We start from the raw sequence: 20814 nt of genomic DNA, 5'->3' as shown, positions 1-20814 counted from the left end.
GCGTGCTCGGCGGGCACGTGTCGATGACCGGCCGGGCCGAGCGCGCCGGCTGTCACAGGTCGCGGATCGCCCAGAGGTCGAGAGATGCGCGTGACGCGGCGCCAACCGCCGCGACCACGGCGCCGTCCGGGGAGAACGCCACCGCCCGGAACGGACCATCCCCACGGATCGGCTCGCCGAGCGGGTGTGCCGCGGCCGGGTGGCTGACGTCGAAGAAGCGCACTGTGTGGTCGCTGCTGGCGCTGGCGAGGCGAAGGCCGTCCCGCGTGAACGCGACCGAGGTGACGATGTCGGTGTGGCCGACGAGGGGACTGCCCAACCGGGCCGGACCTGCGGCGCCGTCGATGCTCCAGAGCTGGATGGTGCCGTCCCCTGCCGTGGCGAGTATCCGGCTGGTCGGGGAGACGGCCGCCGCGTGCACCCCGCCCCCGCGGCCTGTGCTGGCTGTGCCGAGCCGGGACGGCTCGGTGGGCCTGGCCACGTTCCACAGCTGGAAGGCCTCGTTGCCGCAGCCACTGACGAGCACAGTCCCGTCCGGCGAGAACGCGAGGGACGTGACCGTGGCGCCGTGCCCGCCGCACGCCGCCGCGAGACGTGGCGCGCCCGGGTCCGACAGGTCCCACAGGATGACGGTCCGGTCGTCGCCCGCATACGCGAGTAACGGGCGGACCGGCGAGAAGGCGACGGCCCGGACCGCGCCGGTGTGCCCCGTCAGCCGCACGGGTGTGGCCTGCTCCGGGAACTCGTCGACCTTCCAGAGCAGCACCTGGCGGTCATCCGCGGCGGAGGCGAGCAGGCGACCGTCGGAGGAGAACGCCACGGCACGCACCGCGTCGCGGTGGCCCGCGAGTTGCGTTCTCCGTGCTGTGTTGCCGGTGGCGCCCTTCGGCGGCACCACCCACAACCCGATGGATCCGTTGTCGCGGCCGACCGCCACGGGCCAGTGAAACCCCCGGTCCATCACCGGGCAGAACGCGACGGTGTGTGCCTCGGAAGGCCAGACAGACTCGCCGGCGATGGGGGCTGACCGGTAGTGCTCCATGACATCCCATCTCCAGCGCGGCGGTTCGGTTGGCTCGGACCGGCTGGGTGCGATGGATCCTATCCGTCGGATGATCTGTGGCGGTCGGATCAGCGTCCGATCGCCGACCGGGACCGATGCACTGTTACTGCACTGCTGTTACTGCGCTGCTGTGACAGGGTTGCGGATGGTGCCGAGGGTCTCGATCGAGACCTCGACGACGTCACCCGGGAGGAGATAGCGGGGCGGGGTGCGGGTGTAGCCGACTCCGGCCGGCGTCCCGGTGATGAGGACGTCCCCGGGATCCAGCGGGATGGTGCGGCTGACGAAGGACAGGATCGCGCCGACCGTGAAGATCATGTCGTTGGTGTTCCCGTCCTGCATGACCTCGCCGTTGACCCGGGTGACCAGGCGCAGGCCGGCGGCCGGGTCGCCGGCCTCGTCGGTGGTGACCACCGGTCCCATCGGCCCGCTGCGGTCCGAGTTCTTGCCCAGGGTCCACTGCGCGGAGGCGCCCTGGGCCCGGCGGGCACTGAGATCGTTGAACACCGCGTAGCCGAGGACGCCCCGCTGGGCGGTGGCCTCGTCGACGTCGACGAGCCGGGTCCCGACGACCGCGGCGAGCTCGCCCTCCCAGTCCAGCCCGCGCTCGCCGGGCGGCACCGGCACGGGCGTGCCGTCCACGGTGAGCGACGCGGTCCAGCGCGCGAAGATCGGGGGCTTGCGGGGCAGCTCGAGGCCGGTCTCCGCGGCGTGGGCGTGGTAGTTCAGGCCCATACCCAGCACGCGGGCCCCGGCCGGCACGGGCGGGGCCAGACCGGGGCTGGCGGCGACGTCCGCGAGATCGTCCAGGTCGGCGTGGCCGTGGTCACCCGCCGTGATCTCGCCGGCCGCCGACATCCAGCGGGGGAGATCGGCGTAGAAGTCGTCGACGTCGGCGATCCGCGCCAGCTTCGACACCCCGGCGCGCTCCAGCACCAGACCGACCACGGTCCGCCGACCGTCCCGTACGCCCACGAAACGCATCGCCCAAGCCCTCCCGCCGCGCCGGCCTTCCGGCTGCACCGCCCGACGCTATCCGCCGCGGGGCAGGTGGCTACGCGTTGCCCGGCCATGACCCGAGCCATGACGGCGGCCACGTCTGGTCCGATGGTCGGGGCGGTTCCGCGGAACCGCCCCGACCATCGGCTGCCGCTGGTGCTAGCGGACGCCGGCGTCGCGCAGCAGCTGGCGGGCGATCACGATCTGCTGGATCTGGCTGGTGCCCTCGTAGATCCGGAACAGGCGGGCGTCGCGGTAGAAACGCTCGACCGGCACGCCGCGCATGTACCCGGCCCCGCCGTGGATCTGCACGGCGCGGTCCGCGACCCGCCCGACGGCCTCGGAGGCGAAGTACTTCGCGCAGGACGGCCCGATCCGGGTGTCGCTTCCGTCGTCGAAGCCGGCCGCGACCTCCGTGACCAGCGCACGCGCCGCGTACAGGTCGGTCGCGGAGTCGGCGAGCAGGCCCTGCACGAGCTGGTGCTCACCGATCACGCTGCCGCCCTGGACCCGGCTGGCGGCGTACGCCACGGATTCGTCCAGCAGCCGCTGGGTCAGGCCCACGCACAGTGCCGCGATGTGGATGCGGCCGTGGGCGAGGCAGCGCATCGCGGTCGCGTAACCGCGCCCGACCCCGTCCTCCCCGCCGATCACCGTGCTGGCCGGCACGCGGACGTCGTCCAGCGTGACGTCGGCGGTCCAGGCGCCGGCCTGGCCCATCTTGTGGTCCTTCGGGCCGACGCTCAGGCCGGGGGTGCCCCGCTCCACCATGAAGGCGGTGATGCCGCGGCCGCCCTTCGCGTCCGGGTCGGTCCGGGCGAAGACCATGAAGACGTCGGCGACCGGTGCGTTGGTGATGAAGCGCTTGGCGCCGTTGATGACCCAGTCGTCACCCTCGCGGCGGGCGGACGTCGCCAGGCCCGCCGGGTCGGAGCCGGCGTTCTCCTCGGTCAGCGCGAACGACGCCGTCCACTCACCCGAGGCGACCAGCGGCAGATAGGCCTTCTTCTGCTCCTCGGTGGCGCCTTCGAGCAGCACATGACCGGCGATGCCGTTGTTCGTCCCGAACATCGACCGGAAGGCGGGGGTGGTGTAGCCCAGCTCGAAGACCAGCCTGGCCTCGGCGCTCATGTTCAGGCCCAGGCCGCCGTACGTCTCGGGGATGGCGAAGCCGAACAGGCCCATCTCGGCGGCCTCGCGGCGCAGGTCGGGGGGTATCGCGTCCGACTGCTCGATGTCGGCCTCGGCCGGCACGACCCGTTCGCGCACGAAGCGGCGGGTGGCGGCGATGATCTGGCGCACATCGTCGTCGAGCACGCGATCTCCCTTCAGGCACTGGTTCGCGACCGAGCCCGCGGCGGGGCCCGCGACGCGCGGCGGAAGGCGGCGGGCCTGGTACGAGGCCCGGCACCCGATTGCATACTTTATCTAAAGCATCGCCCCACTCGCCAGCCGCGCGGATCCGGCCACGGTCGCGGCACCGCCCGGCGTCTGATAGTCACACTAGCGACGGCGGCCGCCGGGCGACCGGCAAGTGGACGGGATGGCTGGGATGGACCTGTCAGGCATTGGCGTGTGGAGCCAGCAGCTGCGCTACGGCGATCCGGCGGAGGTGACGGAGGCGGCGGCGGAGCTGGAGGAGCTCGGCTACCGCGCGCTGTGGATCCCCGACGTCGGCGGCCCGGTCCTCGACGCGGTCGGCGCCCTGCTCACCGCGACCAGTCGGGTGACGATCGCCACCGGCATCCTCAATCTGTGGATGCACGACCCCGTGGACGTCGCCGCCGGCTTCGCCGCGCTGACCGCCGCGCACGGTGACCGGTTCCTGATGGGGATCGGCGTCAGCCACGCGCCCCTGATCGACGCGGCCGAGGCCGGTCGGTACCGGAGCCCGCTGGCGGCGATGAGTGCCTTCCTCGACGGCCTCGACAAGGCCGAAACCCCCGTCCCGGCGCAGGACCGCGTGCTGGCGGCGCTCGGCCCGAAGATGCTGGAGCTCGCCGGCAGCCGCGCCCGTGGAGCCCACCCCTACCTGGTCACACCCGAGCACACCCGCCAGGTCCGCGAGCGCCTCGGCGCGGGGCCGCTCGTGCTGCCGGAGCAGACGGTCATCCTCACCACCGACGCCGACGAGGCCCACACCATCGGCCGCGGCTGGCTCGCGGGCTACCTGGGGCTGCCGAACTACGCGAACAACGTGCGCCGCCTCGGCTTCACCGATGAGGACATCACCTCCGTGAGCGACCGTCTCTTCGACGCCCTCATCGCCTGGGGTGACGAGGAGGCCGTCGGGCGGCGCGTCGCCGAGCACCACGCGGCCGGCGCGGACCACGTCTGCATCCAGGTGCTGACGGCCGACCAGCAGGCCTTCCCACGCGAGCAGTGGCGCCGCCTGGCCGCGGCGCTGCTGTAGGACGACGGTCGATCCGGAACGACGGCTGCTCCAGGACGACGATCGCTGTCGCCGGCGCGCGGATCAGGTGAGCGCGTCGGCGGCCCAGGAGGTGAGCACCGGCGCCAGCAGCGGCCAGCGCACGAACAGGCTGCCGGCCCGGGCCATGTCGGCCTGGCGCTCGAGGTACTCGCGGTCCCCCCACGGCGGTTCCGCCAGCCGGGCCTGCGGCAGCGCCGCGGCGAGTGCCTCCGAGACGGCCCGCGGGTGGAACGGGTCGCTCGCCCCGCTGCGCAGCACGAGCGCCGGAACCCGCACCGACCGCGCGACATCGTCGGGCAGGCCCGGGATCACCTCGCCCGGCCGCGCGCTGAAGGCGGCCATCCATCGCTGGAGCGTGGCGACGAACTCGGCGCGGTCCTGGGCGAGCAGCCGCTGCCGGTTGCGCGCGTTGGCGTCGAACGACGGGCCCCACTCCGGCAGGGCGGCCACCGCCTCCATCCCGGTCGTCCACGCGGCCGTGACGGACGCCGTGTAGTAGGCGTTCGCGAGGATCGTCAGGCCGGGCACACCCCCGCTGACCCACCACACGGCCAGCCCGGCCGCCACCTGGGGATGGTAGGCGGCGGTGAGCAGCGAGACATGGGACCCGACCGTGGCACCGGCGAGCACCGCCGGGCCGAGGTCGAGCTCGGTGAGCAGCGCCGCCAGGGTGTCGGCCTGCATCCGCGGCTCGCTTCCGCCGGCGAAGCAGAGGTCGGACTCGCCGCTGTTCGGCCGGTCCCACAGCAGCACCCGGTTACCGGGCGTGGCGAGGGCCGCGGCCAGCTCGGGCACCCCCGGAGTCCGTCGGGTGAACCGGCCGCCCAGGGTGAGGACCCAGGTCCGGTCGCCGTCGCCGACGAGGTCGTAGCCGATGCCGAGACCGTTGACGATCGCCTTTGCCACCAGGCGGACAGTAGCGGCAACGGCCTGCGGGCGAAACAGTTCGTGCGCTGCCGGGAGCCGCCGGCCGCACCGGTTCCGCGGTTTCCCGGTTTCCCGGCCGCGCCGCCGTCGCTGCCGGGCCGGGCCGGCCACGGGTTTTCTTTCGCCGGCCGGGCCTGCCAGGCATAATCCTGCCCACTCGTCGCCCGACCGGCCCGTAGCCAGGTGCGGGGAGCACCATCGCCAACCGCTCGTCGCGCGCTCTCGGGCGCACAGTCACCTGACACCTGCCGTCACGCACCACGAGACGGCCATCACGCACCACGAGACATCAAGGGAGCAGCGATGTGGCAGCCGCGCATCATCGGCTTTCGCTTATCGGGCCCGCCGATCGGGTTATGCCCGCATGCCCGCGGCCGGATTCCGGCAGGGGAGCGGGCGGCATGACCGCGGCGTCCCCGGTCCGGTTACGGGCCGATGCCCGGCGCAACCGCGGCAAAATCATCTCCACCGCGGTGGCCGCGTTCGCCGAGGACGGCCCGAACCTGCCCATGGAGGAGATCGCCCGACTCGCCGGGGTCGGCGTGGGGACGCTGTACCGGCATTTCCCGGACCGCCAGAGCCTGGTCCTGGCCGTCGTCGAGGACAGCCTGGCGGCGATGCTCGCCCGGGCGCATACCGCGGTCGAGGTGGGCCCGCGGGCCTGGGATGCCCTGATCGCCGTCCTCGGCGGCTCGCCGGAGCTCAGGTTCGCGCTGCGGACCCCGAGCCTGTTCCAGCCCGCGATCACCGAGGCGATCCGGACCGATCCGCGGGTCGGGCGTATCCGGCACGAGCTCATCGCGCTGATCGAGGAGCTCGTCGAGGCGGCGAAGCGGGAGGGCACCCTGCGGACCGACGTCGGGGCGGGTGACGTCACCCATCTCTTCGCGGTGCTGCTGCACGAGTCGCACCGGATGCCCGGCGAGGTGGCCGACCGCGTCTACGAGCGGGCCCGGGAGATCGTTCTCGACGGACTGCGCGCACGGCCCGGTGGGTTGCCGGGCCGCGCGCTTACCGTCCTCGACCTGACCGCGGACTGACCTGACCGCGGACTGACCTGACCGCGGACTGACCAGACCGCGGACTGACCACGGCCACCGAGCCTTCCGCCACGGCCGGACGAGCGGGCGGCCGCCGACCGGTGAGTCGACCGGTGAACGGCCAGCCGTGGATCGCCGAAAGGGGTCAGGACGCGCTGATGGCCTGCTCGGGGCAGTTGCTGACCGCGGCGTGGACAACGCTTTCGAAGTCCGGCGGAACCTCGTCCACGATCACCACGGCGAAGCCGTCATCGGAGAGGGAGAAGACCTCGGGACACAGCGTGCAGCAGGTCGAATGCCCGCAGCAACGGTCCTCGTCGACGAAAACCTTCATCACACGTTCCTCGGCGCCAGCGTGAATTCCAGGTTGAGGTGGGTCAGCCCACGCAGGATGAACGTGGGCAGGTAACTGTAGCGCCGGTCGCCGGCCGGGCCGTGCACGCTCTCGGAAACTCGGATCTCGGTGGTCCGCTCCAGGATCCGCTCGATGGCGGCCCGCGTCTCGGCCCGGGCGAGCGGTGCGCCGGGGCAGGTGTGGATGCCGCGCCCGAACGCGACGTGGTGGCGCGCGTTCGGGCGGGCCACGTCGAAGACGTTGGGGTTCTCGAACCGGCGCGGGTCACGGTTGGCGGCGCCGTTCACGACCATCACGGTCGTCCCGGCGGGCAGGTCGACCCCGCCGACGGTCGTCGGCACCCGCGAAAGCCGGAAGTCGCCCTTGACCGGGCTCTCCAGCCGCAGCGTCTCCTCGATGAAGTTGCCGACCCGCTCGGGCTCGGAGCGCAGCAGATCCTGCAGCTCGGGATCCTCGGCCAGGATCTTCAGCGCGGAGCTGAGCAGCCGCACCGTCGTCTCCTGCCCGGCGGAGAACAGGTTCGCCGCCACCCGGACGGCGTCGATGACCTCCGGGGTCGAACCATCGGGGAAGGTCGCCTGGGCCAGCCCGGTGAGCACGTCGTCGCGGGGCTCGGCGCGACGGTCCTCGATGTAGGCGGTGAACTTGGTGTAGAGGAACTCCAGGGGGTTGTGCGCGAGATGGTCGTCGCCGGTGCTGCCGATGCCCGACTGCGACTCGGGCCGGCGCTGCAGCCGGTCGAGGAACTCCTCCTGGTCCTCCTCCGGCACGCCGAGCAGGTCGGCGATGATCAGCAGGGTGAACGGCCCGGCGAAGCCGGAGATGTAGTCACCCTCGCCGCTGGCCAGATACGGGTCGAGCATCTGGTCGACGAGGTTCCAGATCTGGGCCTCGTTCTCCTTGAGCCGCTTCGGGGTGATCAGCCGCATCAGCAGCGCCCGGTGCGCGGTGTGGGTCGGCGGGTCCATGACGGGCAGCTGGTCGCTCATCGGCAGCTCGTGGCGGTGCGCCTCGATGAGCGCGGTGACGTCGTCGCCCTCGAGCGGCACGGGGAAGCCGGGGAAGGGGCCGGTCACCGAGGTGCACGAGGAGAAGGTCGCCGAGTCGTGGAAGACCTCGACGGCTTCCTCGTAACCGGTCACCATCACCACGTTGTGATGGTCCTCCCGCAGCACTGGGCAGCGATCGCGCATCTGCTCCAGGAACGGGTACGGGTCGGCGACGAGCTGCGCATCGCGGAAGTAGTCCGGCGTCTCAAGGTCACTCACAGTGCGGGGTGCTCCCTTCCCTGTCCTGCGAACTAGTCTCCCATCCAGGTTCGGCACGACACAAACGACGCGAGAACCGGACTCTCCCTCACTGTAACTGGACGTACCAGTGGACTTCGGGAGAGCCCGGCTGCGGACCGGCGCCGGGCGGCGCCGGATGGGCTGCGGGAGCTCTGTGCCGGGCTGGGAGCTGGGCTGGGCTGGGAGCCGGGCCGGCCAGGGCGGAGCGGGGCTGGGTCGGCGGTCAGCTGATCCGGACCGGGAGCGTGGCCAGCGCTCGATGGATGAGGCTCGGGAGATAGACGAGCTCACTCTCGTCGATGGCGAGCTCCAGGTGGGTGGATCCGGCGAGCAGCGCGCCGATCGCGGACGCGGCCTCGATCCGGGCCAGCGGCGCCCCGAGGCAGAAGTGGATGCCGACGCTGAAGCCCAGATGGCGCCGAGCCGGCGTCGGGCCGTGGAAGCGGGTGATGTCGAAGCGGTCCGGCTCCGCGTAGGCGTCGGGATCGCGGCCGGCCGCGGCACTGACCAGCAGCACGCCGTCGCCGCGCCGGAAGGTGCGCCCGCCGACCTCGGTCTCCCGGGCCGCGGTGCGCATCGTGAACTGGGTCGGCGGGTCGAACCGCAGCACCTCCTCCACCGCGGAGGCCAGCAGCTCCGGCCGCTCGCGCAGCAGCGCGAGCTGGTCGGGGTGGCGAAGCAGGGTGAGCACCGCCGACCCGATGTAGTTGATGGACGTCTCCATCCCGGCGACGACCATCAGCGAGGAGACACCCAGCAGCTCGGTCTCGCTCAGGGCGTCGTCCCGGTCGCGCGCCGCGGCGAGCTTGCTGACCAGGTCGTCGGTGGGGTGTGCCCGGCGCTGCGCGATGAGCTCCTCGAAGTAGCGATGGAAGTCCAGCGTCGCCTTCTTGCGGGCGGCCAGCTCGTCCTCGCTCAGCAGGTTGTCCGGGTCGGTGCCCCGGGCGATCGCCAGCGCCCATCCCCGCAGCGACGCGCCGACGTCGTCGGGCACGCCGAGCAACTGCCCCAGAGTCGCGCTCGCCATGGGTGCGGCGTACTCGCTGATGACCTCCAGCGTGCCGGTCGCACGGGCGTCCGCGACCAGCCGGTCGGCGTGTGTCCGGATGCGCGGCTCCATCGCGTTGACGATGCGCGGGGTGAACGCCTTGTTCACCAGCCCGCGCAGTCGGGTGTGGTCCGGGGGGTCCATGCGCAGGAAGGAGCGGGGCGCGCTGGCGTTGCCCTCGCGGAACGGGCTGATCCCGGCGTCGTACCCGTGCACCCAGTCGTCGCTCTGCAGCACGGCCTCGCAGTCGGCGTACCGGGTGACCACGGTGACGGGGATGTCGCCGAGCATGAACGGGCACAACGGCCGGGTCTGGCGCACCTGCCGGTAGTTGCGGTACGGATCGGCCTTGTGGGCCGGGTGGAATGCGGTGAACTCCACCTGGTCGGATTCGGCCTGGGTGGGCTCGGTGGAGACGTCTCCGGCGACCATGGCTGTCCCACTCCTGTCGTCCGCGCCGGCAGGTACGCACGGCACCTCGGCACCGGGCACGTCCGCAACGGCACTGTCGTCGTACGCCTGTCGTACGCGGGGGCGTGGCGGCGCGACCGCGCCGACGGGACGCACGATGTCCGATCGCACCGCCGACCGACACCATGAGCGGCACAGTCCAATCGGGCGATTGCGCCAGCCGAGCCAGTCGGGCCACTGCGCCGGTCGGGCGACCGCGCCACCCGGGCGGCAGCCTGGTCCGTCCCGGCTGTGGCGGCCGGGAGGGTGTGGGCGGACCCGATCGATCGATTCGGGCTGCGAATGCATCTCGTCAGTCGCCGATGGCCGGGGTCACGATGCGGCGCGACGCATAGTTGGCCGACACCGACGCGCGGGGAGCCGCCGACCATGGACCGCACCCTGGACCTGGACCGTGCCACCGAACCGGTGGTCACCGTCGACCAGCCTGACCAGGCCCGCCGCCTGCGGGAGCTCGCCGACCTGGTGACCCACGGCCTGCGTGCGGGCATCGGCGTCGGTCACTCGCTGGGCGTGCTGCTGACCGAGCTCGGTGACGGCTCGTCGGTCTGGACGCTCACCCCGTCACCAGCCGCGGCGAACGCGATGATGACCGTCCACGGCGGGGTGATCAGCACGCTGATGGACACCGCGATGGGCAGCGCCGTCTACACCCAGCTGCCCGAGGGCGTGCTCTACACGACGCTGGAGCTGAAGGTGAACTTCATCCGAGCGGTCGCGCTGGACGACGACCTGCTCACCTGCGTCGGGTCCGCCGTGCACGTGGGACGTCGTACCGCGACCGCCGAGGCCCGGGTGACCAACCGGGCCGGCGCGCTGGTGGCCCACGGCACGTCGACCTGCCTGCTGATCGAGCCGGCGGTGCCGGCATCATGACGGCCACGGCGACCGGCCCGGAGGGCCAGGCTCCCACGGACGCTGCGACCCCGATCGCGCCGGCCGGGGGGATCAGCGCCGAGGTGCTCGGCCAGGCGGTGATCGACTCCTTCGACCCGGCCTGGCGGCACGACCCCTACCGGGCATACGGCATCCTGCGCGCGGCGGGCACCTTCCTGCCGGGGCCGCTGGGCACGTCGCTGGTGCCCGGCTACGCCGAGTGCGCCGCGATCCTGGCCGACCCGGTGTGGAGCCACGCCGAGGAATCCGAGCTGCTGCACCCGGCCAGCGACGTCGAGCTGCCCGGATCCTTCCTGTGGATGGAGCCGCCGGACCACACCCGGCTGCGTGGCCTGGTGAGCCGGGCCTTCACCCCGCGGACGATCGAGGCGACCCGCCCGACGGCCCGTCGTGTGGTCGACGAGCTGCTCGACCGCGCGCTCGCCGTCGGCGAGCTGGACCTGATCGAGGATTTCGCCTACCCGCTGCCGCTGACCATGATCTGCGAGCTGCTCGGCGTCCCCGCCTCCGAGCACGCCGCGGTGCGCCGGATGTCGGCCGGGATCGCGCGCGGTCTGGATCCGGACGATCTTCTCTCACCCGCCGAGCTCGCCGAGCGGACCGCCGCGGTCGGGGAGTTCCGGGAGTTCTTCGGCGCCCTCGTGGCGGACCGCCGGGCCGACCCACGCGACGATCTGATCAGCGCGCTCGCGCAGGTGCACGCCGAGGGCGACCGGCTCACGACGACGGAGATGCTCGGCACCCTGCTCATCCTCGTGGTCGCGGGCCATGAGACCACGGTCAACCTGATCGGGAACGGTGTGCTCGCCCTGATGCGCAACCCCGATCAGCTGGACGCCCTGCGGCGTGCGCCGGAGCTGGCGCTGCCCGCAGTCGAGGAGATGCTGCGGTTCGACCCGCCGGCGCAGGTGACGACACGCACCGCACGCGGGGAGGTGACCGTGGCCGGCAGGGTCTTCACCCCGGGCGAGGCGGTCATTCTCGTGCTCGGTTCGGCCAACCGTGACCCGCGGGCGTTCGACGAGGCCGACCGGTTCCGCATCGATCGCTACGCGGGTGGGGCCCGGGTGAACCGCCATCTCGCTCTCGGGATGGGCCTGCACTACTGCCTGGGCGCGCCGCTGGTGCGGCTCGAGGTCAGCGAGGCGTTGCGCGCGGTCGCGACCAGGCTGACCGGGATCACGCTGCTGGCGGATCCGCCCCCGTACCGGCCGAACATCGTGGTCCGTGGCATGTCGGCACTGCCGGTGCGCGTCGCGGGCTGACCCGTCGGGACCGGGCACGCCCTGGTCCGGGCATTCCCTGGTCCGGGCATGCCCGGACCAGGGCCGATCTCGTTGTGGCCTGATCCGGGCCGCCGGTCGCCGGTCGCCGGTCGGCGACTGATCGACGGCATCGGCTGGCGGAGCCGGCCCGCGGAGGCGGCCCGTGACACGGACCCGCGGCTTGCGAACGCCTCGTGCAGCCGCCCGTGCGACTGCCCATCCCTATTGCTCGCGCAAATTCCCGTCCCATCCGGTTCTTCATAGCGTGTCGTCGGGATATCCGCCCGAAGTCGACGAAAAAGCGGCGCAGGACACATTGCGGTGCGGCTGCGGAATAAATTCCGCACCGATCCGCAGGCGTGCCGGCGCACCCTGGCAGCCGAAGAATTACTCGTGGCTTACTCGGGCTTCATCGTCTGTTAGGCAGCCACACTAGACTGGCGAGCGGGGGAATGAGGGAGGACGCTCGTGGAGTTCCGTCATCTGGTCTCTTTTCTCGCCATCGCCGATGAAGTCCACTTCGGTCGGGCCGCGCGCCGGCTCAACCTGACCCAGCCCTCACTGAGCCAGCACCTGGCCCGCCTTGAACGCGAGGTCGGTGTGCAGCTGGTCGCGAGAAACTCGCGTGAGGTGCGTCTCACTCCCGCCGGTCACGCGTTCCGGGGTGAGGCCAAGAAAATCCTCGAGCTGAAGCGCCGAACGCTCGAAATCACCCGTGACACCGCCGCCGGCCGGGCCGGGAAGATCAACATCGGATTCAACCTGCCGGCGGGGCACCGCATTCTTCCGCCGACGCTCGCCCACATGCACACGTCCCACCCGGGAGTCGTGCCACGGCTGTGGGAGCGGCGGACCGGCCCGCAGATCAAGAGCCTGCTCAGCGGTGAGCTGGATGTCGGCTTCATCTTCGGGCTGCCGCCCACCTCCAGCCTGCACTCGAAGGAGGTGCTGCGGGTCCGAATTCTCGCGGTCGTCGGTGAGCATCATGAATGGGCCGCGCGGGCGCAGGTGCCGTTCGGCGACCTGGAACGCCAGCCATGCCTGCTGTTCCACCGCACCCAGTGCCCGGCGCTCTACGACACGATTTCCCGGGCGGCCGACCGGGCCGGCATAAAGCTCCGGGTCGTGGCCGAGGTCGACGATCCCGGCGCGAGCGCATTGTTGGTCACCACCCGGCCGGTGGTCGGATTCGCCTCACAGGAACGCGCACTCGGCATCGCGGGTGCGCGTGCGGTACCACTGGTCGACCCCGTGCCGACGATACCCGTGCACGTCGTGTGGCGCCCGCCACGCACCCGCCTGGTGGAAACCCTGCTGGACAGCCTGGAACACGCCGAAGCCGACCTGGAGCGCGAGCAGCAGACCACGGAGGCGAAAAGCGATCAGTCTGCCACGGCCCGGCGATCGAACTTTTCAATGATGGCACCCTGAGCGGTTCGCCGGCCGCCGGGGCGTCGCTACCGTGGGAAGGCCCTGACCTTTTCCAGAACCAGTGATCGCTCACCATCTCGCGGTCCACGGCCAGCTGCCGTGAGCCCGCGTCGACGATGGAAAAGGATTCAGTATCCGTCGGGAATTCCCGGGAGGTCGTCCGTGTCCTTGTCCTCGTCTGTGGCACCGTCTGCCGCCCCAGGGCCGGATCAGTCCGGAGCATCTGGCTCGCGGCGTGATCCGTCCGGGGGCGGACCGGAGTTGACGCTGATCGTCCGCGCCCGGCGTTCCCTGGCCCTCGACGTGGTCTGCTTCGACCTGGCCGACCCCGCGGGCGCCCCGCTGCCGGCGTGGACGGCCGGCGCGCACGTCGATGTCACCGTCCGGCCGGGCCTGACCCGTCAGTACTCGCTGTGCGGTGACCCGTCCGACCGGGGGGTCTGGCGGATCGCCGTCCTGCGTGAGGCCGCCGGCCGGGGCGGTTCGATGCACCTGCACGACCGGGTCGGGGCCGGCACCACGCTGACGGTCAGCCACCCGCGCAATGCCTTCGCGCTGGTCGAGGCGCCGAGGTACCTGCTGGTCGCGGGCGGTATCGGGATAACCCCGCTGATGCCGATGGTGGCCGACCTCGCGGCGCGCGGTGCCGACTGGAGCCTGCTCTACGGTGGGCGGGCACTGGCGGCGATGGCGTTCGCCGAGGAACTGGCCCGGTACGGTCCGCGGGTCGTCCTGCACCCGCAGGACACCCACGGCCTGCTCCCGATCGGGGACGTCCTCGGTGACCTGGCGGGCTCCGGCGCGCACGAGGGGACCGCGGTGTACTGCTGCGGGCCGGAAGGCCTGCTCGGCGCGGTCGAGGCGGCCTGCGCGGCCTGGCCGGCCGGTGCGCTGCACACCGAGCGCTTCCGGCCGGCGGAGCCGGCTGTCCGCGACGGCGACCACCCGTTCGAGCTGCGTCTCGCCCGCAGCGGGCGGGTGCTCACCGTCCGGCCTGGACAGTCCGTCCTGGCGGCGTTGGAGTCCGCCGGTGCGGCGGTCACGTCGTCCTGCCGGGACGGCACCTGCGGCACCTGCGAGACAGCCGTGCTCGGCGGCGACGTGGACCACCGCGACACCGTTCTGAGTCAGGCCGAGCGCGCGGCCGGCCGAACGATGATGGTGTGCGTTTCGCGCAGCCTGGGCGAGCGTCTGGAACTGGACATCTGAAATCCACCAGAAATTACTCCCGGCCAATTTCAGGAGAATCAGCCGGGGTCTGGTCATCCGTCTGGGCAATCGCCTCATCCATAAATGCAATCGGCTGACTCCGGAATAAGCGTGGACCGTATTCTTCACCCGCGCGCTCTCCACACCGAGCCGGTATCCCACCGGTCTCGGGCCGGGCTGACAGGCCATCGGAGCCGGGGGAGCCGGGAGATCAGCGCACGGACAACGGGACACCACAGGTCGCGCCCGGGGGAGGAGCCAGCAGCGTGGGCAGGATCGTGCTCGACGGACTGACCAAACAGTACGGAGACGTCGTCGCCGTCGACGGCATCGATCTCGACATCGCCGACGGCGAGTTCCTCGTGCTGCTCGGTCCGAGTGGCTGCGGGAAGTCGACGCTGCTGCGGCTGATCGCCGGCCTGATACAGCCGTCCGGCGGCCGGGTGCTGCTCGACGACGAGGACATCACCTACGCTCCACCGGCCCGGCGTGACCTCGCGATGGTGTTCCAGAGCTACGCCCTGTACCCGCATCTCACCGTCGCGCGCAACATCGGTTTCCCACTGCGGGCCGCGCGGATGCCTCGCGCGCGGATCCGGCAGCGGGTCGAGGAGGTCGCGGCCCTGCTGGAGCTCGACGGCCTGCTCGAACGGCGGCCGCGGGAGCTGTCCGGCGGCCAGCGCCAGCGGGTCGCGGTCGGCCGCGCGATCATCCGTGATCCACGTGCCTTCCTCATGGACGAGCCGCTGTCCAACCTGGATGCCAAGCTGCGCCAGGCGACCAGGGCGCAGTTCCGCACCCTGCACGAGACCCTCGGTGCGACCGTCGTCTACGTCACCCACGACCAGGTTGAGGCGCTCAGCCTGGCGACCCGGATCGCGATGCTCGACGGCGGCCGACTGGAACAGGTCGGCACCCCGACCGAGGTCTTCGACGAACCGGCGTCGGTGTTCGTCGCCGGTTTTCTCGGCTCCCCGCCGATGAATCTGCTCCCGGCCCGGGTGGAAGGACACGACGGCCGGGTGCGGGTGGTCGCCCAAGGCGTGGAGGTCGACCTCTGGCCAGGTGAGGAGGTCGAGAGCCGGGACGTCATCCTCGGCATCCGGCCCGAACACCTGCGCCAGACCGACAGCGCGGGACCGGTCGGGACACCGGTCCTGCGCGGGGAGGTGCAGGCGGTCGAGAACCTCGGCGCGGAGGAATCGGCCCAGTGCACCGTCGGTGGCGCCGTCGTGCAGTTCCGCGGCGCCCGGCCGCTCGGCCTCGCCGCCGGGCAGCCGGTCGTGCTCACCACCGCCCGTGACCATATCCACCTGTTCGACCGGAGCAGCGGGCGCCGGCTGGCCTGGCAGGCACGCCAGAAGCAGCCGACGCCCGTCGCGCCGCACCGCTGAGGAACGTCAGCGCGCCGCGACGATCCGTCGCTTACGACAACGCATCACATCGACGCCAGGTACGACTGTAAAAGGAGCAAGACGTGATTCGACGGCGCTCTGCCCGGGGCGTGGCAGCCGCCTGCGCTGCCGCCCTCGCGCTGACACTCGGCCTCGCCGCGTGTGGATCGGACGACGGCGACGAGACCGCGGCGTCCCCCGCCTCCCCCACCGTGAAGGCGGTACCGGAGCTGGGTCCGGACCAGAAGGTCTCGATCGTCTTCGAGAGCTACAACCTCGCCCAGGCCTCCTGGACACCGACCTTCGACGCCCTGGTCGCGGACTTCCAGAAGAGCCACCCGAACATCACGGTCACCGCGCAGAAGCCGCAGACGTCCACCCTCAAGGGCTTCGGCACGGCGGCCACCGCCAGCATCCAGGCGCAGCTGGCCACCGGCAATGCCCCCGACGTCGCCCAGCTCACCTTCGGCGATCTCAACTACGCCGTCGAGTCGCTCGGCGCGAAGCCGCTCGACGACATCGTCGGGCGCGACGCCGTCCAGGAGAACTTCGGCGGGACGCACCCGTTCGCCCCGGCTGCCAAGACCCTCGGTGACGTCGACGGCAAGACCTTCGGCGTGCCGTTCGTGTTCTCGACGCCGGTCCTCTACTACAACGCCGACCTGTTCCGCGCGGCCGGCCTCGACCCGGAGAAGCCGCCGACGACCTGGGCGGAGTTCAAGACCGCCGCGCTGGCGATCAAGGACAAGACCGGCAAGCAGGGCGCCTACATCGACTGCCTCACCAAGGTCTCCGGTGACTGGTGCTACCAGGCGCTGGTCGCCTCCAACGGCGGCACGGTGATCTCCGCGGACAAGACCAGGATGACCTTCGCCGAGGCGCCCGCCGTCGAGGCCGTCACGATGGCCCAGGACCTGGTGAACTCGGGCGCCAGCCCCAAGCTGTCGCAGGACCAGGCCTACCCGGCCTTCTCCCGCGGTGAGATCGGTATGATCATCGAGAGCAGCTCGGCGCAGGGCGTCTTCATCAAGGGCGCGGCCGGCTCCAAGCCGGCGTGGACGCTGAAGGCCGCCACCATGCCGGCGTTCGGCAGCAAGCCCGTCGTCCCGACGAACTCCGGTGCCGCCCTGTTCATGTTCTCCAAGGACCCGGCGAAGCAGCGTGCGGCCTGGGAGCTGATCGAGTTCCTGACCAGCGACGCCGCCTACACGAAGATCACCAGTGGCATCGGCTACCTGCCGCTGCGCACCGGCCTGCTCGACGACCCGAACGGCCTCAAGACCTGGGCCGCCGAGAACCCGCTGATCAAGCCGAACCTCGACCAGCTGGCCAAGCTCAAGCCGTGGGTGTCCTTCCCCGGCAAGGACTACGTCCAGATCCGCACCGCGATGCTCGGCGCCGTCGAGAACGTCGTCTACAACGGCGCGGACCCGAAGAAGACCCTGACCGACGCCCAGACCGAGGCAACGAAGCTGCTGCCCAAGTCCTGAACGGCGTCGACCAACCCGCGGCCGTCGGTGAACCGGCGGCCGCGGTGACGAACCACTGAGAGAACCCAGATGCTGTCGCCCCCGGCGTGCCGTCCCGCCCGCCGGGGGCGACCAGCATCGGGCGGACCGGCGCCGCGCTCCGACCGCCGCACAGAACCGACCGCCGCACACCAACCGACCGCCGAACGGAACCGGTTGCCGAACAGGCGCACAGACCGCACAGGCCGCACAGAACAGAACGCGTGAGGACCAGGAATGTCCGGAACCTTCGTCGAGGTCGCCGCGATACCGCGGGCGACCACCGTCGCCACGGCGCGCCGGCCGCCGCTCGCCCGGCGAGCGGCGCAGGGCGTGACGCCCTACCTGTTCCTGCTGCCCGCCGTCGGCTGCCTGGCGGTCTGGACGTACCGGCCGCTCGCCGCCGCGCTCAACCTGTCGTTCTTCTCCTGGAACCTGCTGCCCACCACCCCGAAGGAATACGTCGGGCTGGACAACTACCACCGCCTGCTGGACCTGCCCGAGCTGCGGACCGCGCTGTGGATCACGGCCATGATGACGCTGGCGCTGATGCTGTTCACCGTCGTGCTGCCGACCATCGTGGCGCTGTGGACGTCCGCGATCGGCGGCCGCGGGCGCACCGTCTACAGCGCCCTGATCTTCGCTCCGGTGCTGGTGCCGCCGGTGGCGGGTGCGGCGCTGTGGCAGTGGATGCTCGACCCGCACAGTGGCGCCGTCGACAAGGTCCTCGGCACCGAGATCAACTGGATCCACGAGACCCGGCCGGCGCAGATCGCCATCGTCGTGATCACCGGCTGGCACCTGCTCGGCTTCGCCGTGCTCGTCGTCAGCGCGGGGCTGGCGGGCATCGACGAGGAGTACCGCAACGCCGCCGTGCTCGACCGGGCCTCCCGCTGGCAGATCACCCGGTGGATCACCCTGCCGCTGCTGTCGCCGACGCTGGTCTTCCTCGCGCTCATGACCGTCCTGATGTCCGGCACCCTCACGTTCCCGCTGATCGACACCCTCACCCAGGGCGGGCCGGACTCGCAGACCACGAACGTCTACTACCTGCTCTGGGAGTACGGCTTCCAGAACTTCGACACCGGCTTCGCCAGCGCCGCGGGACTGCTGTTCTTCGTCGCCTTCGGTGTGATCGCGGTCGGGCTGATCCGCCTCTCCGACCGCCTGACGTTCCACGACTCCTGACGTTCCACGACTCCTGACGTTCCGTGAGTCCTGACGGTCCGCGAGTCCTGACATCGCGGGACTCCTGACGGTCCGGTGCGGTCGCCGCGACGTCACCCCGAACGCCCCCGAACAACACCGAACACCACCGAACACCACCGAACGCCCTCGAAGGGAGCTCCCCATGGCAGCGGCCGACACGGCGATGCCGGCCCCGGCAGGCCCGCCGTCCACGCCGGCCACGCCTGACGCGCCTGCGCCGCGGCGGGTGTCGGCACGGGCGGCGACCGGCCGCTCCGGCCGCTCCGGCGACGACGGCCCTGCGGGGGAGAGCGGCTGGCGTGACCGGGTGCGCGCGGTCGTCGGGCACGGCGTACTGGCCGGGCTGAGCCTGTTCTGCATCTTCCCGATCTACTGGATGTACGCCACCTCGCTGCGCCGGCCGGACGAGGTCTACAACGTCACGCTGTTCCCCTGGCCGCTGTCCATCGGCAACTACACGCACGTCACCGACGTCCTGCCGATGGGCCAGCTGATCCTCAACACGTTCCTGGTGGCGCTGGCCGTCGCGGTCGGCCAGATGCTGGTCGGGCTGCTCGCCGCCTACGCCTTCACCGCCTGGAAGTTCCGCGGCCAGACGCTGCTGTACCTGGCGTTCGTCGGCACCTGGCTCGTGCCGTTCCAGGTGACGATGCTGCCGAACTACACCCTGCTGTACCGCCTGGGCCTGCTCAACGTGCTACCCGGCGTGATCATCCCGAACCTGGTGTCCGCGCTCGGCGTCCTCCTGCTGCGCCAGCACATGGCCAGCTTCCCCCGGGACCTGATCGACGCCGCCCGCATCGACGGCCGCTCGGCCTGGTCCATCCTGTGGACGGTCATCGTGCCGAACCTGAGGGCCCCGCTTGCGGCGCTCGCGATCGTGCTGTTCATCAACGCCTGGAACGACTACTTCTGGCCGGCGCTGGTGCTGCAGCGGGCCGAGTCCGTCGTCCAGCTCGGCCTGCGCGGGCTGTTCGTCGGTGTCGAGGGCCCCGACTGGGGCGGTCTCATGGCCGGGTCGGGCCTGGCGTGCCTGCCCATCTTCGCCATCTACCTGATGCTGCAGCGCCACGTGGTGAGCGCCTTCGTCCGCTCCGGCCTGAAGTAGGCCGCGGCCGGGTCGGCCTCGGCCGCAGCGCCGGCGCCGACCCGGCCGCGGACCCGCACCGTGTGAGTGATCGTCTCGGTATCGTCCGAAGCGCTTCGTCCCGCCGGTGGCTGCCGACGGGCGCCGGCGGACGGGTGATCTGCCGCCGATCCACTGGAGGGCTGCCACGATGCGCATCGGGACGATGATCGGCTCGGACCGCGACCGGCCCGCCCGGGACCGGGCGGCGAACCTCGCCGCCGACGCGCGCCAGGCCGAGGAGCTCGGCTTCACCTCGATGTGGGTGCCGCAGGTCCCCGGCTACTTCGACGCGCTGACCGCCGTCACGCTGATGGGCCAGGCGACCAGCCGGATCGAGCTGGGCACCGCGGTCGTGCCGATCCAGACCCGGCACCCCGTCGCGATGGCCCAGCAGGTGCTGTCCACCCAGGCCGCCTGTGGCGGCCGGTTCACGCTGGGGCTCGGGCCGTCGCACCACTGGATCGTGACCGAGCAGCTGGGCCTGCCCTACGAGCGTCCCGCCCGCCTGGTGCGCGACTACCTGGAGGTACTGAACGCGGCGTTCGCCGGAGCGGGGCGCGTCGACGTCGAGAACGACAGCTACCAGGTGCACAGCCCGCTCGACGTCCTCGACCCGGCCGCGACCGCGCCGCCGTCCATCCTGCTCGCGGCCCTCGCGCCGGTGATGCTGGGACTGGCCGGGGGCCAGGCATCCGGCACCATCCTGTGGATGGCGGACGAGCGGGCCATCGCCGACCATGTCGCGCCGCGGCTGGCGAAGGCGGCCGAGGCCGCCGGCCGGCCGACCCCGCGGATCGTCGCCGGCGTGCCGGTGGCGCTGTGCGCACCGGGTGAGGTGGACGCGGCCCGCGAGCATGCCGAGCAGACCCTCGGGCATGCCGAGCTCTCCCCGAACTACCTGCGGCTGCTGGAGCAGGGCGACGCCCGCGGCATCGGCGACGTCATGGCCGCCGGCGACGAGGCGGCGATCCTCGACCGCCTGCGCCGCTACCGCGACGCCGGTGTCACCGACCTCGGCGCGCGGGTGATCCCGCTCGGCGCGGACCTGGCCGCCCGGGTCGAGTCCCGCCGCCGGACCACCGAGTTCCTCGCCACACTCTGCCCGACGCTCTGAGCCTGCTCCGGCCGCTCTGAGCCTCCGCCTGC

Annotated in this window: 18 protein-coding genes; 11 read left to right on the top strand and 7 right to left on the bottom strand. The window is 71.6% G+C overall.

Annotated elements, in window-relative coordinates; translation table 11 throughout:
• Positions 1 to 52: 52 nt before the first annotated feature.
• The 3 genes from ACG83_RS17780 to ACG83_RS17770 all read right to left on the bottom strand — a co-directional run bounded on the left by ACG83_RS17780 (position 53) and on the right by ACG83_RS17770 (position 3379).
• On the bottom strand, positions 53 to 937 hold the full coding sequence (locus ACG83_RS17780; RefSeq protein WP_161934770.1) for a WD40 repeat domain-containing protein: 885 nt from the start codon (positions 935 to 937) through the stop codon (positions 53 to 55).
• 243 nt (positions 938 to 1180) lie between these two features.
• Positions 1181 to 2047: a fumarylacetoacetate hydrolase family protein gene (locus ACG83_RS17775; RefSeq protein ID WP_054567361.1), complete on the bottom strand. Its 867-nt coding sequence runs from the start codon at positions 2045 to 2047 to the stop codon at positions 1181 to 1183.
• Positions 2048 to 2221: 174 nt separating this feature from the next.
• A complete protein-coding gene (locus tag ACG83_RS17770; RefSeq protein ID WP_054567360.1) occupies positions 2222 to 3379 on the bottom strand; it encodes an acyl-CoA dehydrogenase family protein in 1158 nt (385 codons plus the stop codon).
• A 235-nt stretch (positions 3380 to 3614) separates the two neighbouring features.
• Here ACG83_RS17770 and ACG83_RS17765 point away from each other — a divergent pair, with 235 nt between their 5' ends.
• Complete coding sequence (locus ACG83_RS17765; protein ID WP_054567359.1) at positions 3615 to 4475, top strand: LLM class F420-dependent oxidoreductase; 861 nt, start codon at positions 3615 to 3617, stop codon at positions 4473 to 4475.
• Positions 4476 to 4538: 63 nt separating this feature from the next.
• Here the strand turns inward: ACG83_RS17765 and ACG83_RS17760 are convergent, their stop codons facing one another.
• A complete protein-coding gene (locus ACG83_RS17760) occupies positions 4539 to 5402 on the bottom strand; it encodes an alpha/beta fold hydrolase (RefSeq protein WP_054567864.1) in 864 nt (287 codons plus the stop codon).
• Positions 5403 to 5824: 422 nt separating this feature from the next.
• Between ACG83_RS17760 and ACG83_RS17755 the strand changes: the two genes are divergently transcribed.
• Entirely contained in the window at positions 5825 to 6463 is a 639-nt protein-coding gene (locus tag ACG83_RS17755; RefSeq protein ID WP_054567358.1) for a TetR/AcrR family transcriptional regulator, read from the top strand.
• A gap of 145 nt (positions 6464 to 6608) precedes the next feature.
• Here ACG83_RS17755 and ACG83_RS17750 read toward each other — a convergent pair whose 3' ends face one another.
• From ACG83_RS17750 to ACG83_RS17740, 3 genes are all read right to left on the bottom strand, one after another.
• A complete protein-coding gene (locus tag ACG83_RS17750) occupies positions 6609 to 6797 on the bottom strand; it encodes a ferredoxin (RefSeq protein WP_054567357.1) in 189 nt (62 codons plus the stop codon).
• A complete protein-coding gene (locus ACG83_RS17745; protein WP_054567356.1) occupies positions 6797 to 8086 on the bottom strand; it encodes a cytochrome P450 in 1290 nt (429 codons plus the stop codon). The genes ACG83_RS17750 and ACG83_RS17745 overlap by 1 nt, the downstream gene beginning before the upstream one ends.
• Positions 8087 to 8330: 244 nt before the next feature.
• Positions 8331 to 9587, bottom strand: a complete 1257-nt coding sequence (locus ACG83_RS17740; RefSeq protein WP_054567355.1) for a cytochrome P450 — start codon at positions 9585 to 9587, stop codon at positions 8331 to 8333.
• A 408-nt stretch (positions 9588 to 9995) separates the two neighbouring features.
• On the opposite strand from ACG83_RS17740, the gene ACG83_RS17735 reads away from it, so the two are divergent.
• The 9 genes from ACG83_RS17735 (at position 9996) to ACG83_RS17695 (ending at position 20782) form a co-directional block, all read left to right on the top strand.
• A complete protein-coding gene (locus ACG83_RS17735; RefSeq protein WP_054567354.1) occupies positions 9996 to 10502 on the top strand; it encodes a PaaI family thioesterase in 507 nt (168 codons plus the stop codon).
• Positions 10499 to 11788: a cytochrome P450 gene (locus tag ACG83_RS17730; RefSeq protein ID WP_083473336.1), complete on the top strand. Its 1290-nt coding sequence runs from the start codon at positions 10499 to 10501 to the stop codon at positions 11786 to 11788. The genes ACG83_RS17735 and ACG83_RS17730 overlap by 4 nt, the downstream gene beginning before the upstream one ends.
• A 468-nt stretch (positions 11789 to 12256) precedes the next feature.
• Positions 12257 to 13219, top strand: a complete 963-nt coding sequence (locus ACG83_RS17725; RefSeq protein WP_054567353.1) for a LysR family transcriptional regulator — start codon at positions 12257 to 12259, stop codon at positions 13217 to 13219.
• Between the two features lie 267 nt (positions 13220 to 13486).
• Positions 13487 to 14428: a PDR/VanB family oxidoreductase gene (locus ACG83_RS17720; protein WP_054567862.1), complete on the top strand. Its 942-nt coding sequence runs from the start codon at positions 13487 to 13489 to the stop codon at positions 14426 to 14428.
• A gap of 266 nt (positions 14429 to 14694) precedes the next feature.
• Positions 14695 to 15822, top strand: coding sequence for an ABC transporter ATP-binding protein (locus ACG83_RS17715; RefSeq protein WP_054567352.1), 1128 nt, complete (start codon positions 14695 to 14697; stop codon positions 15820 to 15822).
• 83 nt (positions 15823 to 15905) lie between these two features.
• A complete protein-coding gene (locus ACG83_RS17710; protein ID WP_054567351.1) occupies positions 15906 to 17312 on the top strand; it encodes an ABC transporter substrate-binding protein in 1407 nt (468 codons plus the stop codon).
• 255 nt (positions 17313 to 17567) lie between these two features.
• A complete protein-coding gene (locus ACG83_RS17705) occupies positions 17568 to 18518 on the top strand; it encodes a carbohydrate ABC transporter permease (RefSeq protein WP_054567350.1) in 951 nt (316 codons plus the stop codon).
• Positions 18519 to 18681: 163 nt separating this feature from the next.
• A complete protein-coding gene (locus tag ACG83_RS17700) occupies positions 18682 to 19647 on the top strand; it encodes a carbohydrate ABC transporter permease (RefSeq protein ID WP_193209668.1) in 966 nt (321 codons plus the stop codon).
• A gap of 169 nt (positions 19648 to 19816) precedes the next feature.
• On the top strand, positions 19817 to 20782 hold the full coding sequence (locus ACG83_RS17695) for a TIGR03564 family F420-dependent LLM class oxidoreductase (protein ID WP_054567349.1): 966 nt from the start codon (positions 19817 to 19819) through the stop codon (positions 20780 to 20782).
• The last annotated feature ends 32 nt before the right edge of the window (positions 20783 to 20814 follow it).

Origin of the sequence: Frankia sp. R43, assembly GCF_001306465.1 — a bacterium.
Taxonomy (GTDB): Bacteria; Actinomycetota; Actinomycetes; order Frankiales; family Frankiaceae; genus Parafrankia; species Parafrankia irregularis.
Note: the sequence above shows the minus strand (reverse complement) of the source record. Positions and strands in the feature narration are given on the sequence as shown.